Here is a 13,830-nt window from a genome sequence, read left to right as displayed (position 1 = left end):
ATGAATATACCAATGACGACCGAAGAGATGGTAGAAAGAAACTGGAACGTTCTCGATGTGATCCTTGTAACGGGGGATGCTTTTGTTGATCATCCTTCCTTTGGAACTGCAATGATAGCCAGGGTCCTTGAATCTGATGGGTGGAGAATTGGTGTTATCTCACAACCCGACTGGAGAACAACCACAGAGATCAGAGCGCTGGGAAGACCAAGACTCTTCTTTGGTGTGACCTCTGGGAATGCCGATTCGATGGTTGCAAACTATACTTCAACCGGGAAGAAGAGAAAGAGCGATGATTACACACCAGGAGGGATCGGGGGAAAGAGACCCGATAGGGCAGTGACGGTCTATGCTAACCTAATTAGGCAGGCATTTAAAGACACAATTGTAGTTATTGGAGGCATAGAAGCTAGTCTGAGAAGATTCTCTCATTTTGATTGGTGGAGCGACAGAATAAAGAAGTCGATTCTCCTTGATTCCAAAGCCGATTTGCTTGTTTATGGAATGGGAGAAAAACCGATTGTGGAAATTGCCAGAGAGATTGCTAATCAAGGAAGAGTGTCTCACAATGTAGAGGGTACAGCTTTCTGGTCAAGCGCAAAACCGGATGGAGTGGAACTCCCATCACATGAGTCTGTAGTCCGCAACAAGAAGGATTACTTCAAGCTCACCAGAATGATCCACGAAGAGACCGATGCCGCAAGAGGGAATCGGCTTTACCAGCTCCAGGATAACAGATATGTTGTTCAGAACAAACCGCCAGTTGTTATTCAAGAGGAGCTGGACTCATTCTACTCTCTTCCTTTCACTCGTACCGTGCATCCTGTATCTCTCTCCAAAGGTAGAGTTAAAGCTGTTGATACGGTACGCTATTCAGTGACGAGCCATAGAGGTTGCTATGGTCAGTGCAATTTCTGCGCAATTGCCCTTCATCAGGGAAGGACAGTAGTCTCAAGAAGTGAGACATCTATTCTTGACGAAGTCGTTTCTCTCACAAGAGATGGTAATTTCAGAGGAACCGTAACTGACATAGGTGGACCAACGGCGAACATGTACGGCTACGAGTGTTTGGTTAAGCTGAAGGCTGGAGCCTGCCGAACCAAGAGATGCCTCTTCCCGGAGGTATGCGGCTCTTTGGAACCTGATCATTCAAGATATTTGTCTCTTCTAAAAAGAGCGAGAGAAATTCCTGGAGTAAAACATGTATTCGTCTCCTCGGGCATCAGATATGATCTCATTCTAGGTGATAAAAGATACGGGAAGGAATTTCTGAAGGAACTAATGAAAAACCACGTCTCGGGGCAGCTGAAGATAGCTCCAGAGCACACAGTCGATCATGTGCTTGAACACATGTGCAAACCCTCGAATAAGATGCTGACTAGCTTTCTTGAAGAAGTTGATCGGCTATCAGACAGAAAAAACTTCGTTGTTGGTTACTTCATCGCGGCCCACCCAGGGTGCACGATTCGGGACATGGAAGAACTAAAGAGATTTATTCGAGAGAAAATGCGCTATAATCCTGAGCAAGTCCAGATTTTCACTCCTTCACCTTCGACACTCTCCACGGCTATGTATTACACTGAGATGACTTCAGAAAATGGCGACTCAATCTTTGTAGAAAAGTCCTCAGGTTCTAGAAAAGCACAAAAAGAGGTTTTAACTGAAAGACGAACCCTAGAAGGAAAACCTCACAAGGATATACGCAGTACCGGCAGCAAGGGTCATGATCGTCAACGGCATTGAAAACTTCAAGAAATCCGAATAACTCAGCTTTTCCCTTGAATGCTTTTCTATCAGTCCGACACCAACCATATTGGCTGCGGCGCCCGCAATTGAGAAACTCCCCCCAAAACACGCTGAGATCGATATCACCCACCAAACATCCATGGGAACTCCGTATTTTGCAGTCATCCCCTCAATAACGGGAATCATAAATGTTACAGCCGGCACCGCACCGATAAAACCGCTCATGAGTGCAGATAACCAGTAAAGTGTTAGAAAGAGAATGATCCTGTTGCCCGAAAGAGAACCAAGTAGATCGGAAATAGATGACGTAATACCTACTTGTTGGAGTGCCGACGCAAGCACAAACAACCCCATGAAGAAAAAGATCGTGTCCCATTCGATATCCTCAGACAGACTTGAAAAACTCTTACCGCTAAGGATCATCGCAGCAGCAGCACCGCCGAGGGCAATCAAAGATGGCTCAACTCCTATCAAGTCGTGCAGAAGGAATCCTGCTATTATTCCAAAAAACACGGTCAGCGACTTGTACAGTGAGGATTTTGAGACTATAGCCTTGTTGGGATCCATACTTGCAAGCCGCTGAAGTTTGTCTCCCATCAATCTATAACTCTTGAAAACCCTTCTGTCAAGAAAGACGACAGTAATTAGCAGTGCAATGAGAGTAATAGGGCCATCTATCCTTATGAAATCCATAAATCCGAATCCACTCGCTGAACCGACAAGGATATTGGGCGGATCTCCAATCAGCGTTGCCGTTCCTCCAACGTTTGCGGCGAGGACACCCGCAAGCAGGAAGTTTCTGGGGGAGACTTCCAGAGAATCCGCAACAAGAAATATTATCGGGGCAAAGAGAAGTATAGTAGTGACGTTGTCTAGAAAGGCAGAGAAAAGCGCAATTGTAACCATAAAGAAGACTAATAATGCTCTAACATTTCCCTTCGAAATCCTCACAACATGAACAGCCACAAACTCGAAGAACCCTGTTGTCCTAAGAGTGCCGACCACTATCATCATTCCGATAAGAATGCCTATCGTATTGAAGTCTACAAGAAAACCAATTTCCTTCATATCGAAGTTAGGTATTACTTTAGAAAGAAGTATGATTATACCTGCTGCAAACGCAACGGTAGATCTATTGAATTTACCAGATATTATGAGAATGTAAGCCAGAACAAAAACAACTAGAACGAACAACCACTGCATTTCGAGTCACCTCTCGAAAATGAACTATAACAGTATATCACCAACCAATTCCTTGAACAATGGACAAAAATTTTCAGTCAAATTGATACCGGAGTAGCCAACTCGAAGAAGGAGGTCAGAGTTATGAAGAAGGTTTCTGTAGTACTTGTTGTAGTTATGTTATCAGTGGCTTCTCTGGCCCTGGTTAATGAAGGCTACGAGAGCCCAGTTATTAACGTAGTTGAAGCAGCAGGACCAGCAGTTGTCAAAGTAGACGTTGAGGCGACAAGGAAATATTCCATCAGAGATCCTTACGGTTTCGAGGAATTCTTCAGGCGTTTTTTTGGTGAAATTCCCGATCAGAAGGTGACCGGCGTTGGGTCCGGGTTCATCTTCAGTAAAGATGGCTATATTTTCACTAACGAACATGTTGTCGCTGGAGCAGACAAGATATCGGTATCTCTTCTCGACGGCAACGTCTATCCGGCAAAGTATATTGGAGGAGACGCCGAACTAGACATTGCCGTGATAAAGATCGAACCGGACGGTGCCGATCTTCCCATTGTTGAAGTCGGTGACTCCGACTCTCTTAGGATAGGCGAATGGGCAATTGCGATAGGCAATCCTTTTGGTCTAAAACACACAGTTACCCTCGGCGTGATCAGCGCTGTCGGCAGGCAGCTACCGAAACCCGACGGTAACGGAGTCTATTCGAATCTTATCCAGACTGATGCAGCAATCAACCCCGGTAATAGTGGAGGTCCACTCCTCAACATTTATGGTCAGGTTATCGGAATCAACACAGCCATTATATCTCCCGACGTTGGGACTTCTCTTGGCTTCGCAATACCGATCAACGTTGCTATGAGATTCGTTGATTCGATAATCGAAACGGGATCGGTTCAGAGGGCTTATCTGGGAGTGTACATGGACTCCGTCACTGAGGCAATCTCTCGATCGTTGGGTCTCAAAGTTGATAAAGGCGCCTTAATAACCGATGTCGTACCTGACTCAGCTGCTGACAAGGCGGGAATTAGGCCACAAGACGTAATAGTCGGATTCGAAAATCTTGAGATCTCAAACTCCTCTGAGCTTAGAGCAGCTGTACTCAACTACCCTGCTGGTTCTCAAGTTAGAATCACGATCGACAGGTTCGGAGAGAGGATTGTTGTAACTGCAGTCCTTGGGACCCTTTCTCAAGAAAGTACTTCTTCACAGGAAGAGAGTGAAGAGCCAAAAGCTTTCGAGAGCTCTTTAGGCCTCTCGGTTTCCGAGATAACTCCTGAAGACAGAGAGCGTCTCGGCCTTTCTCAAGAGTTCAGAGGGATAATCGTTAGGAGTGTAAGCACAGAAGGAATAGTATACAGGCTGGGCATAGGGAAAGACGACATAATAACCCGTTTAAGCATAAATGGAAATCAGGTGGCTATTGATAATGTAAGTGCTTTTGAAGAAGCTGTTGATAGCATAAGAGAGGGAGATTACGTGGCTTTCTTCGTCTATAGAAGCGGCGTAAGATTCGTTGCTTCTTTCCAGTTCTAAAATGGAAATGCCGTCACCCTTCGAAGGTGACGGCTTACCCCCTTTAGTCCCCTGTGCAGGATCAACGCCTAAATTATAGCACAGGGGTTTTTTCTTTCCAAAATCATTGTTATAGCGAAGTGACAAGTAGAACTGCCTTGACAGAAAGTTTGCCATCTACAAAAGCTGTAGCATCTATTTTGGCAAGATTCATCTTTCTTCCAATCAGTCTGATTGAGTATTCAAGTCTGCATGGAGGTTTAACTATGGTCTTGAACCGTGCTTTTTCTATTCCTACGAACAAAGGGGTTGTCCCAGGCTTTAGAAGAAGAATTCCCGCCGTTTGTGCTAGACCCTCAATTATTAGTACTCCCGGGTAGATTGGGCACCCGGGAAAGTGGCCTCTGAAAACGGGATCATCTTCAAGGATATCTCTGTAAGCTTTAGCCTCCGTTTCTCCAATAGATGTTACACCGTCCACTAACAGAAAAGGGTCTCTGTGAGGAATTCTCTCTTGAACATACTCCTTGTCTTTCAAAGCTCTCCTCCTGTAGCGTTTCCGGTCAATAAGACCGCAAAGCGTCCGAAATCCATACTTTATTGGTCTCCTTGGGCCCTGGTATAGTGTTGCTGACTCTTTATCAGCATTTCCGTGCCAGGAGGAACGACATTGACGAGACAAAGAAGAACACTAACTGAACTATTAGGAATAAAGTATCCAATATTCCAGGGAGGAATGGCCTGGATTTCAGACAACGGCTTGGCAGGGGCTGTTTCAAATGCTGGCGGGTTAGGGATTATTGCTGGCGGAAGCCTTTCGGCGGAAGAGTTACAGACTGAAATCCGAAGAACAAAAGAGATCACATCAAAACCTTTTGGCGTAAATATTATGCTTCTCTCTCAGAACATCGAAGATCAAATAGAAGTTGTCTGCCGAGAGAAGGTACCAGTGGTAACGACAGGTGCAGGAAGCCCATCACGCATTATTGAAAGGCTCAAGTCTTCTGGGACTAAAGTAATCCCGGTTGTTGCTTCAACGGCACTTGCACGAAGGCTCGAAAAACAAGGTGCTGACGCAGTAATTGCCGAAGGAATGGAAGCCGGTGGCCATATCGGAAAGGTGACAACAATGGTTCTGGTGGCGGCCGTTGCATCCGTAGTAAAGATCCCTGTTATTGCTGCCGGCGGAATCGCTGATGGAAGAGGGCTCGTAGCAGCTCTTGCTCTAGGGGCAAGCGGAATCCAGATGGGAACAAGGTTCATTTGCACGACGGAGTGTTCGGCACACCATAATTACAAAGAAAGAGTTCTTTCATCAAACGAGCTTGATACAGTCGTTACAGGGATCTCAACCGGACATCCTGTCAGAGCCTTCCGAAATAAATTGACTAGGAAGATTGAAGAACTTGAAAGACAAGGTAACGGAGTCGAGGCAATTGAAAGAGTGGCGATTGGCGGCCTTAAAAGAGCCGCAAGAGAAGGTGATCTCAATTTTGGCTCGCTCATGGCCGGTCAATCTAGTGGATTGATCAGAGACATCAAAAGCGTAAGTGAGTTGTTGGAAGAAATCATCGGGGAAGCCGAAGAGGTCATCGAAGTTTTGGGAGGGATCAAGAGATGGTAGCATGGATATTTCCCGGTCAGGGGAGTCAGTACGTTGGAATGGGAAAGACACTGTTCGAGGAAAGCGCCATAATACGAGAATTCATTGGGCTCTCGGGCCGAATGCTTGGATTTGATATGTTAAGATTGATGCTTGAAGGTCCGGAAAGTGAGTTGACTCTTACACAGAATGCTCAGCCGGCTATTCTCTCTGTCAGCATCGCTCTTTCGGATTTCCTCTCGGAAAGGGGTGCTAAACCCGATATTGTAGCGGGTCTATCTCTTGGAGAATTCAGTGCGCTTACTGTTGCGGGATCACTTGAGTACGCTGATGCTCTTCGACTTGTCAGGTTGAGGGGAATAGCGATGCAAGAAGCAATTCCACCCGGTGAAGGAATAATGGCGGCAATCATAGGTTTACCCAATGAGGCCGTAGAGAAAATCTGCCTGGAAATCTCTTCTGAAGAAGAAGTTATCGTTGCCAATTACAACTGTCCAGGCCAGGTTGTGGTTTCGGGAACTACAGAAAAAGTGCGTTTGGTAACTTCAATGGCACTGGAAGCAGGTGCTAGAAAGTGCGTTGAGCTTTCCGTCAGCGCACCTTTTCACAGTCGATTCTTACAGCCAGTAGGCGATGTCTTGCGGGACTTTCTGAAGGACGTCAAGGTGAGTCCTCCTAAAATCCCCGTGATCTCAAACGTCACTGGCGACTTCTTCCCCGAAGATCCAGAGGAAATCAAAGAACTCATAATCTCCCAGGCATATAAGCCAGTTAAATGGGAACAATCAATAAGAAGAATGATACAACTTGGCTCGGACAGATTCATTGAAGTAGGACCCGGAAAGGTTCTTAGCGGATTTATGAAGAAGATTGATAGAAACGTTTCGATTAGCACAACAGATTGCGAAAGCCTTGAAGTAATAAGAGAATTCCAGGAAATCGTTAACTAAAATACTTTGAAATGAGAGGTGAGTTCAATGGAAAAGACGTCTACTGTACAGGAAAGAGTGATTTCGATCGTAGCAGAGAATCTGAGTATTGAAGCTGGAGAAATCGTCGGAAGTTCAAGATTCATAGAAGATCTTGGAGCTGACTCTCTTGACTTGGTAGATCTTGTAATGGAACTTGAAGACAAATTCGATATCCAGATCAGCGACAGTCAGACCGCAAGCTTCAAGACCATCGATGACGTTGTGAAATTCATAATCAAACTGGAAGAGAGATAGGATGAGAAGAGTCGTAATAACTGGAATGGGTGTAATTTGTTCAATAGGAAAGAACCTATCGGAGTTTTGGGAGTCGCTGAAATCTGGTAGATCTGGTATTGACTGGATTGACACTTTTGATGTCACTCAGTTTGGATCAAAGGTTGCTGGTCAGGTAAAAGACTTCGATCCTGTTGCATTTATGGGCAAAAAAGAAGCAAAAAGAAACGCAAGATTTGTTCAGATGGCTGTTGCTAGTGCTTGCCAGGCGTATGATGATTCCGGTCTGGACGGAAAGATTCCTAATCCCGAAAGGGCTGGGGTGGTCTATGGTGTAGGTCTAGGCGGAATGGATGTCATTGAGGACCAGCACTCCGTCTTGTTGGAAAAAGGCCCCTCGAGAATCAGCCCTTTCCTGATTCCCATGACTATCGCGAATATGGCACCAGGACTTCTCGCCGTACGTTTCAAGTTCAAGGGTACAAACTTCACTGTGTCCACAGCTTGCGCTTCTGGCACAAATGCGATTGGTGAAGCAACGAGGCTTATAAGAAATGGGATAATCGATATCGCGATGACCGGCGGTTCTGAAGCCACGATCACGCCCCTTGCTCTTGCCGGCTTCTCGAATATGACCGCCCTATCACGCGGAAATCCTGAAAATGCTTCAAGACCGTTTGATCGCGAACGCGATGGATTTGTTATGGCCGAAGGATCCGCAACACTGATCATCGAGGAATACGGGCATGCTTTGAAGCGTGGAGCAAAGATCTACGGGGAAATCGCCGGATACGGTTCAACCGATGATGCGTTTCATATCACTTCACCCGAGGAATCTGGTGATGGAGCTTACAGAGCTATGAAAATGGCTCTTGAAGAAGCCGAAGTTGACCCATCAGAAGTTGACTATATTAACGCTCACGGCACTTCTACGCCCTTAAACGACTTGACGGAGACACGAGCCATAAAGCGTCTATTTGGGAGTAGTGATGGGCTCAACATAAGTTCCACAAAGTCAATGGTCGGACATGCCCTGGGAGCCGCAGGAGCAATTGAATCTGTAGCAACTCTTCTTGCAATTCAGAACTCTTTCGTTCCACCAACGATTAATTACTCTATCCCCGATCCTGAATGCAATCTGAACTACACACCAAATTCAGGAGTTGATAGGAAAATCAACTACGCCCTAAAAAACTCATTTGGCTTTGGAGGCCATAACGCTTCTTTGCTATTCAAGAAGCTCTAACTATCTTAATCGGGCGGGGCGCTTCTGCGCCCCGCCATAACTATGATTTGCCCCGTTCAATGAAAGCGCTTCCTACTCTATTAAGAAAAGCAGAACTTCCCAAAAATGCGCCTCACTATTAAGCTCGACTTTCGTCACCAAGTATCCGAGAGAGCATTCTAAAGGCGAATTTTACCGCTCTGGTCCTAAAAGGTTTCGCTTGACTATCTAGTTGAATCAGCCAAACTTCTTCCCTTTTGGAAAGACTTATATAGAATCTTTGAGAATAGCCTCTGTCAACCGAAAGAGTCTCAATTAGAAAGACCTCATTATCAAGCTTTCTGTAGACCCCCATGAACTTGACAAACATCTCATCACTAGAAAACGACCGCCCTGCAACTCTATTAAGCTGGGACTTGTCGATGTTCTTCACCCACAAATGCGACAAGTTAACCACATCCTCTTCACAGTTCACTGCTTTGCTGTTTCTTCTACAGATGAGTCTGAATATCTCCCTCTGCATAGCCAGCCATTTTCTCTCGTATCTAGTTCCCACTCCGGCCGTTGGATTTATTTCGACTGTGACCGAATCGAAGAGACCAGTTAGGTCTACGCTTGAGCTCATCTCAGAGATGAATTCCTTCGAATCGGAGTAGAGCTGAAAGAAACCCCCTTTTTTTAGAACCCGCCCAATCTTCAAAACGAAATTGGGGTCGTTCAGCCGCCGATTTGAATGTCTTTTCTTTGGCCACGGACAGGGGAAATTCATATAAACACCGGACAGTGAATCCTTAGGAATTACGTTATTTAAACAGAAAGATGCATCCGTCAGAAGCACTCGGACGTTTTCTACAAGCTCTCTCTTAAGCGATTTAAGAAGTTTCTCTGTGCTTATTACAGACAACTCAACTCCCAGGAAATCTTTTGCAGAATTATCAATCGCTTTCTGAACAAGGAACTCGCCACTACCAAACCCCACTTCCAGGTATGTTTCGCTTTCCCTCCCAAAGACTGTCGGCAAATCTAGAGGAAGCTCATGTTCGGAAGCGTCGAGGTAATTAATCAGAAAATGCTGATCCATACAATCGCCCCATTCTGTAGGCAAAAAGATTAGCCAAGAAATCCGTGCAACTTCACAAGAAGGATTGTAACCTACTCAACCTCGCATTTCCACTTAATGCTTCAGAAGAATTGATAGTTTTATAGTCTTTCTGCGATGGTATAATTATCATGACTGCCGGAGGTGAAGGAAATGCTCTTTGATCCTGCTAAGATCGCGGTTCTTTACTCAGAAGAGGCCCTTGAGAGAATTGTTAGTAGACTTGCAGAAGAAATCAACAGTTACTACTCCTCGATTACTGAAGAGATAACGGCTGTCTGCATTCTGAAGGGCTCAGTTCATTTCTATAGCGATCTCCTAAAGAGACTTGAGTTAAAGGTGCGCTATAATTTCGTTCATGTTTCCAGTTATTCAGGAGTCTCCACTACGGGAAGAATTCGTGTGAAGACATGGGTGGATGAATCTGTTACGGACCGTTACGTTCTTCTTGTTGAAGACATAGTTGACACCGGAGGAACTTTGAGATACATAATAAACTATATCTGGAAGCAGAAACCGGCAGACGTGAAACTGGTCTCGCTCTTTGAAAAGACTATTCACGATCATGGTGTTGGGATAGACTTTACCGGCGAAAGAATAGGCGATCAGTTCATTGTTGGATATGGACTTGACTATGATGAAGTATACAGAAATCTACCTTACGTAGGTTATTTGAAAGGTGATTGATGAGAAGAGGCAACATTGTTACACTTGTTCTCTCTGTCTTACTTCTGAGTATCTGTATGATAACTTCTTTTTTTGCACTGAGTGTTGTGAACTCAAATCGCAAAAACACGCAGTTAATGCTTGAGGCTTCTGTAAAGAGGGGAGTAAGGGTTTCTGCCGAAAGACTTCTTCAGTTCAGCATAGATAATGGCAGACCACTTGCTGTGGAACTTAACGGCTATTCACTAGAGACTGATTTTGTCGATGGTAGATGGTGCGTGAGAATAGATAACGGAGACGACCAAGAACAGATTTTCGCCGAAGGAAGGTGAACGAATTGATTGCGGTATCCGTTGATTCAGGTTGTGCGCCAACGAGAAGTTTCGTTGAGGAGCATAAACTCTTTTTCATGGGAATGAAAATCATTATTGATGATAAGGAATATAACGACGAGTTTGACTTCATGGAGAATGTTTTCTACAATATCGTCGAAAGCTCCAGAGAGTTTCACACAGCTCAACCGCCACTCGGACAGGTTCTTGATTACTACAATGACATAAAGTCAAAAGGTTACACGAAGCTACTTGATATTCATTTCTCATCGAAGATGTCGGGTCTGTATGATACTTGCGTTATGGCCTCCAAAATGGTGGAGGGGCTAGAAGTCACAGTTGTTGATACCAGAAAAGTCTCTATTGGAGCTTATTTGATCGCTAAGAAACTTATTGAGTTAATAGAACGAGGGTTGGAGATCGATGAGGCAATATCGAGAGTGCCGGAGATAATTCAAGATACGTTCATGGAATTCAGCGTTCCCACGCTGAAATACTTGATAAAGAACGGAAGAATAGGAAAAGCACAGGGGCTAGCCGGAACCTTGCTCAACATCAAGCCGATTCTTTCAGTGGATGAAGAAGGATATATTAGTCCTGTGGCGAAGCTTAGAGGTATGAAGAAGTTGCAGGAGCAGATGGTTTCAAACGTCCTTGAGTTTCTCGAGAGAAGGAGAGAATCAGTTGTTTTGTACTCTATCTACGGGAGCGAGGAGTACTCGGATATTGCGAAAGAAACAACCGAAAAAACCGTCGAGTTGATCGAAGAGAATTTAGGCATCCAAAGAAATGAGATTGAACTTGTTGCCGGAAGAATCTGGCCAACAATAGCCTGCCATAGCGGACCCGCAGTCTTTGGCCTGGCGTGTTACGGGGAGAAAGAAAGAAAGTAATGCTTTTTGAGCAAGTCCTTGACGAATGTGAAATGCTTTTCGAAGCTTCGCTCTCAGGAAGAGACAATGAAGTTCTCTTCTCTGAACTGAAGCGAATCGTATCTCAGACAAACAAAGAGGAGTTTTCCCGATTTCCCTTACTCAACGAATACTTGTCCAAATTCGTCTCCTACTTCTCGAAAAGCGAAGCGCTCAGTCAAGATAGAAGGAAAAAGAGACTAATAAATGGACTCGAAATGGTAGCAAAGTTGAGAAGGATTTTCCTTCTGCGAACTGTTGACGAAATCGAGGCGCTACTAGGAAGGCCCGTGTCACCCTCAACACCCATAAAGTATGCTTACTCAGTCGGTGAAGCAAGATCCAAAATTCTTAAGAGAATGGATATCGAAACAATTGGTGATCTGATCTATTACTTTCCGAGAGACTACGAAGACCGAAGGGTGATTCTCCCGATTTCGTCACTTTCAGCTGATTCCAAGGTAAGTGTAAGGGCGAGAATACTTAACTTCTCAGTTAAGAAGGTTTCAGGCTACACGATAATCTCTGCAGTCGCAGGCGATGGCTTCGGTCAACTGCTTCTCAAATGGTTCAATCAGGACTACATTCTACAAAAGCTCAAGAAAGACAAAGAGTATCTCATTCACGGATTGGCAAAGAAGACCCCATTTGGTCCTCTGGAGATGAACTCTCCGGAAATCGAAGAAGTGAATGGCGAAGTCTCGGGGGAGATTCTGCCCGTCTACTCCCTTACTTCAGGAATCTCTATGAAAATGATGAGGAAAATAACCAAGCGCAATCTTGGTGTTGTGAGATCCCTAGAAAACCTTATCCCTCTGAAGATCAAAGAAAGAAGGCAGCTCCTCGAAAGAAAGCATTCATTCACTGCGATACATTTTCCCAAGAGCATGTTCGAAGCAAGAAAGGCTCGCGAAACGCTTGCATATGAAGAGTTTTTCTTATTTGAGATAGCAGTTCTTTCTCGTAGAAGACAGATAAGGTGTAAATACCAAGGCCTACCTAAGGAAATCGCCGGGATTCTCGCCGAAAGACTTGTAGAGTCACTGCCCTTTGAGTTAACAGAAGATCAGGTAAAGGCTTTCAGAGAGATAAGAGATGATATGAGGGCCACCTCGCCAATGAGCAGGTTGCTTCAGGGAGATGTGGGCTCTGGAAAGACACTTGTAGCCGAACTGGCAATCACAGACAACTATGAAGCTGGATATCAGAGCGCCTTGATGGTTCCAACGTCTGTCTTGGCAATGCAGCACTTCGAAAAGTTGAAGAAGGATCTTGAACCGCTAGGTATCGACGTCGCACTGTTGACTGGTTCACTCAAGAAGACTGATCAGGAGAGTATCAGAACCAGATTGACAAAGGGAGAGATAGACGTAGTGGTTGGAACCCATTCCCTAATTCAGGAGGGTGTGGAGTTCAGAAGCCTTGGTCTTGTTGTGGTCGACGAACAGCACAGATTCGGAGTTAAGCAACGTGAAACATTGACTTCAAAGGGGAGACTTCTTGATAGTCTTGTCATGACTGCGACCCCTATCCCCAGAACACTTGCCTTGACGGTATACGGTGATCTTGACGTATCAACAATTCATACGATGCCAAAAGGAAGATCGCCAGTACGAACGATACTGCTTGCCCGAAGCAGGATAGATCATCTCTATTCATTCATTTCGGAGGAAATAAAGATGGGTCATCAGATTTTCTTCATTTATCCTCTCGTAGAAGAGTCAGAGCAAGTAGACCTGAAAAATGCAACAGATGAAGCGGCAAGGCTAAGAGAGAAAGTCTTCCCTGGTGCAGGAGTGGAACTGCTCCATGGAAGACTAACCGACACCGAAAAGCAAGAGATTATGCAGAGATTCAAATCAAAGAAGAGCATGATTCTTGTTTCCACAACTGTTGTTGAGGTAGGAATTGATATACCTACGGCAACCGTTATGGTTATTGAACACCCCGAAAGATTTGGAATGGCGCAACTTCACCAGCTCAGAGGACGTGTAGGAAGAAGCAATCTCAAGTCGATTTGCGTCATGCTAATGAACCGGGCGATTTCGGGCGAAGCGCTCTCGAGGTTGAGAGAGTTTGCTTCGACCGCAAGTGGATTTGATGTTGCTGAGCTCGATCTTAGACTTCGAGGCCCCGGTGAGTTCGTTGGTTTGAGGCAGCACGGAATGCCTCAATTTCTTCTCGGCGACATTGTCGATGATCAAGATCTCCTTTTCAAAGCCAGGGAAGATGCTCAGGAAACTATTGAAAGAGACCCCGATCTTCTGGAGCATGGAGCTCTCAGAATCGAAATGCAGAGGCTATACTCGGAAAGAGTAAGATTGATAGAGGTTGGATAGT

13 protein-coding genes are annotated in these 13,830 nt (G+C 45.1%); 10 read left to right on the top strand and 3 right to left on the bottom strand.

Annotation, left to right across the window (positions count from 1 at the left end):
- Entirely contained in the window at window positions 1-1,743 is a 1,743-nt protein-coding gene (locus tag RJ60_RS02485) for a YgiQ family radical SAM protein (protein ID WP_099828793.1), read from the top strand.
- Here the strand turns inward: RJ60_RS02485 and RJ60_RS02480 are convergent.
- Window positions 1,675-2,949: an SLC13 family permease gene (locus RJ60_RS02480; protein ID WP_099828792.1), complete on the bottom strand. Its 1,275-nt coding sequence runs from the start codon at window positions 2,947-2,949 to the stop codon at window positions 1,675-1,677. The genes RJ60_RS02485 and RJ60_RS02480 overlap by 69 nt on opposite strands.
- A 123-nt stretch (window positions 2,950-3,072) precedes the next feature.
- On the opposite strand from RJ60_RS02480, the gene RJ60_RS02475 reads away from it, so the two are divergent.
- On the top strand, window positions 3,073-4,470 hold the full coding sequence (locus RJ60_RS02475) for a Do family serine endopeptidase (RefSeq protein ID WP_099828791.1): 1,398 nt from the start codon (window positions 3,073-3,075) through the stop codon (window positions 4,468-4,470).
- 109 nt (window positions 4,471-4,579) lie between these two features.
- Here RJ60_RS02475 and fabZ read toward each other — a convergent pair whose 3' ends face one another.
- Window positions 4,580-4,987, bottom strand: coding sequence for a 3-hydroxyacyl-ACP dehydratase FabZ (gene fabZ, locus RJ60_RS02470; protein WP_099828790.1), 408 nt, complete (start codon window positions 4,985-4,987; stop codon window positions 4,580-4,582).
- A gap of 132 nt (window positions 4,988-5,119) precedes the next feature.
- Between fabZ and fabK the strand changes: the two genes are divergently transcribed.
- From fabK to fabF, 4 genes are read left to right on the top strand one after another with little or no spacing between them, the layout of a single operon-like run.
- Window positions 5,120-6,073 (top strand): enoyl-[acyl-carrier-protein] reductase FabK, encoded by a 954-nt coding sequence (fabK, locus tag RJ60_RS02465; RefSeq protein ID WP_099828789.1) that lies wholly within the window; start codon window positions 5,120-5,122, stop codon window positions 6,071-6,073.
- On the top strand, window positions 6,067-7,002 hold the full coding sequence (fabD, locus tag RJ60_RS02460) for an ACP S-malonyltransferase (protein WP_099828788.1): 936 nt from the start codon (window positions 6,067-6,069) through the stop codon (window positions 7,000-7,002). The genes fabK and fabD overlap by 7 nt, the downstream gene beginning before the upstream one ends.
- Window positions 7,003-7,029: 27 nt before the next feature.
- Window positions 7,030-7,278 (top strand): acyl carrier protein, encoded by a 249-nt coding sequence (gene acpP, locus RJ60_RS02455; protein ID WP_099828787.1) that lies wholly within the window; start codon window positions 7,030-7,032, stop codon window positions 7,276-7,278.
- A gap of 1 nt (window position 7,279) precedes the next feature.
- Window positions 7,280-8,503, top strand: coding sequence for a beta-ketoacyl-ACP synthase II (fabF, locus tag RJ60_RS02450; protein WP_099828786.1), 1,224 nt, complete (start codon window positions 7,280-7,282; stop codon window positions 8,501-8,503).
- Between the two features lie 118 nt (window positions 8,504-8,621).
- On the opposite strand, the gene trmB is transcribed toward fabF, so the two are convergent.
- Window positions 8,622-9,563, bottom strand: a complete 942-nt coding sequence (gene trmB / locus RJ60_RS02445; RefSeq protein ID WP_099828785.1) for a tRNA (guanosine(46)-N7)-methyltransferase TrmB — start codon at window positions 9,561-9,563, stop codon at window positions 8,622-8,624.
- Between the two features lie 171 nt (window positions 9,564-9,734).
- Between trmB and hpt the strand changes: the two genes are divergently transcribed.
- From hpt to recG, 4 genes are read left to right on the top strand one after another with little or no spacing between them, the layout of a single operon-like run.
- Window positions 9,735-10,268: a hypoxanthine phosphoribosyltransferase gene (gene hpt, locus RJ60_RS02440; RefSeq protein ID WP_099828784.1), complete on the top strand. Its 534-nt coding sequence runs from the start codon at window positions 9,735-9,737 to the stop codon at window positions 10,266-10,268.
- Window positions 10,268-10,579 (top strand): hypothetical protein, encoded by a 312-nt coding sequence (locus RJ60_RS02435; RefSeq protein WP_099828783.1) that lies wholly within the window; start codon window positions 10,268-10,270, stop codon window positions 10,577-10,579. The genes hpt and RJ60_RS02435 overlap by 1 nt, the downstream gene beginning before the upstream one ends.
- Complete coding sequence (locus RJ60_RS02430; RefSeq protein WP_099828782.1) at window positions 10,576-11,472, top strand: DegV family protein; 897 nt, start codon at window positions 10,576-10,578, stop codon at window positions 11,470-11,472. The genes RJ60_RS02435 and RJ60_RS02430 overlap by 4 nt, the downstream gene beginning before the upstream one ends.
- Window positions 11,472-13,829: an ATP-dependent DNA helicase RecG gene (gene recG / locus RJ60_RS02425; RefSeq protein ID WP_099828781.1), complete on the top strand. Its 2,358-nt coding sequence runs from the start codon at window positions 11,472-11,474 to the stop codon at window positions 13,827-13,829. The genes RJ60_RS02430 and recG overlap by 1 nt, the downstream gene beginning before the upstream one ends.
- Window position 13,830 lies beyond the last annotated feature (1 nt).

The organism is Mesotoga sp. B105.6.4 (assembly GCF_002896535.1).
GTDB lineage: Bacteria > Thermotogota > Thermotogae > Petrotogales > Kosmotogaceae > Mesotoga.
The sequence above is the reverse complement of the archived record's forward strand: the minus strand, read 5'-3'. Positions and strand labels throughout refer to the sequence as shown.

Bases quoted from the DNA above. Each gene is read 5' to 3' on its own strand.
- RJ60_RS02475 (WP_099828791.1), top strand. From the start codon at position 3,073: ATGAAGAAGGTTTCTGTAGTACTTGTTGTAGTTATGTTATCAGTGGCT.
- RJ60_RS02480 (WP_099828792.1), bottom strand. From the start codon at position 2,949: ATGCAGTGGTTGTTCGTTCTAGTTGTTTTTGTTCTGGCTTACATTCTC.
- acpP (WP_099828787.1), top strand. From the start codon at position 7,030: ATGGAAAAGACGTCTACTGTACAGGAAAGAGTGATTTCGATCGTAGCA.
- fabD (WP_099828788.1), top strand. From the start codon at position 6,067: ATGGTAGCATGGATATTTCCCGGTCAGGGGAGTCAGTACGTTGGAATG.
- RJ60_RS02435 (WP_099828783.1), top strand. From the start codon at position 10,268: ATGAGAAGAGGCAACATTGTTACACTTGTTCTCTCTGTCTTACTTCTG.
- recG (WP_099828781.1), top strand. From the start codon at position 11,472: ATGCTTTTTGAGCAAGTCCTTGACGAATGTGAAATGCTTTTCGAAGCT.
- fabF (WP_099828786.1), top strand. From the start codon at position 7,280: ATGAGAAGAGTCGTAATAACTGGAATGGGTGTAATTTGTTCAATAGGA.
- hpt (WP_099828784.1), top strand. From the start codon at position 9,735: ATGCTCTTTGATCCTGCTAAGATCGCGGTTCTTTACTCAGAAGAGGCC.
- RJ60_RS02485 (WP_099828793.1), top strand. From the start codon at position 1: ATGAATATACCAATGACGACCGAAGAGATGGTAGAAAGAAACTGGAAC.
- trmB (WP_099828785.1), bottom strand. From the start codon at position 9,563: ATGGATCAGCATTTTCTGATTAATTACCTCGACGCTTCCGAACATGAG.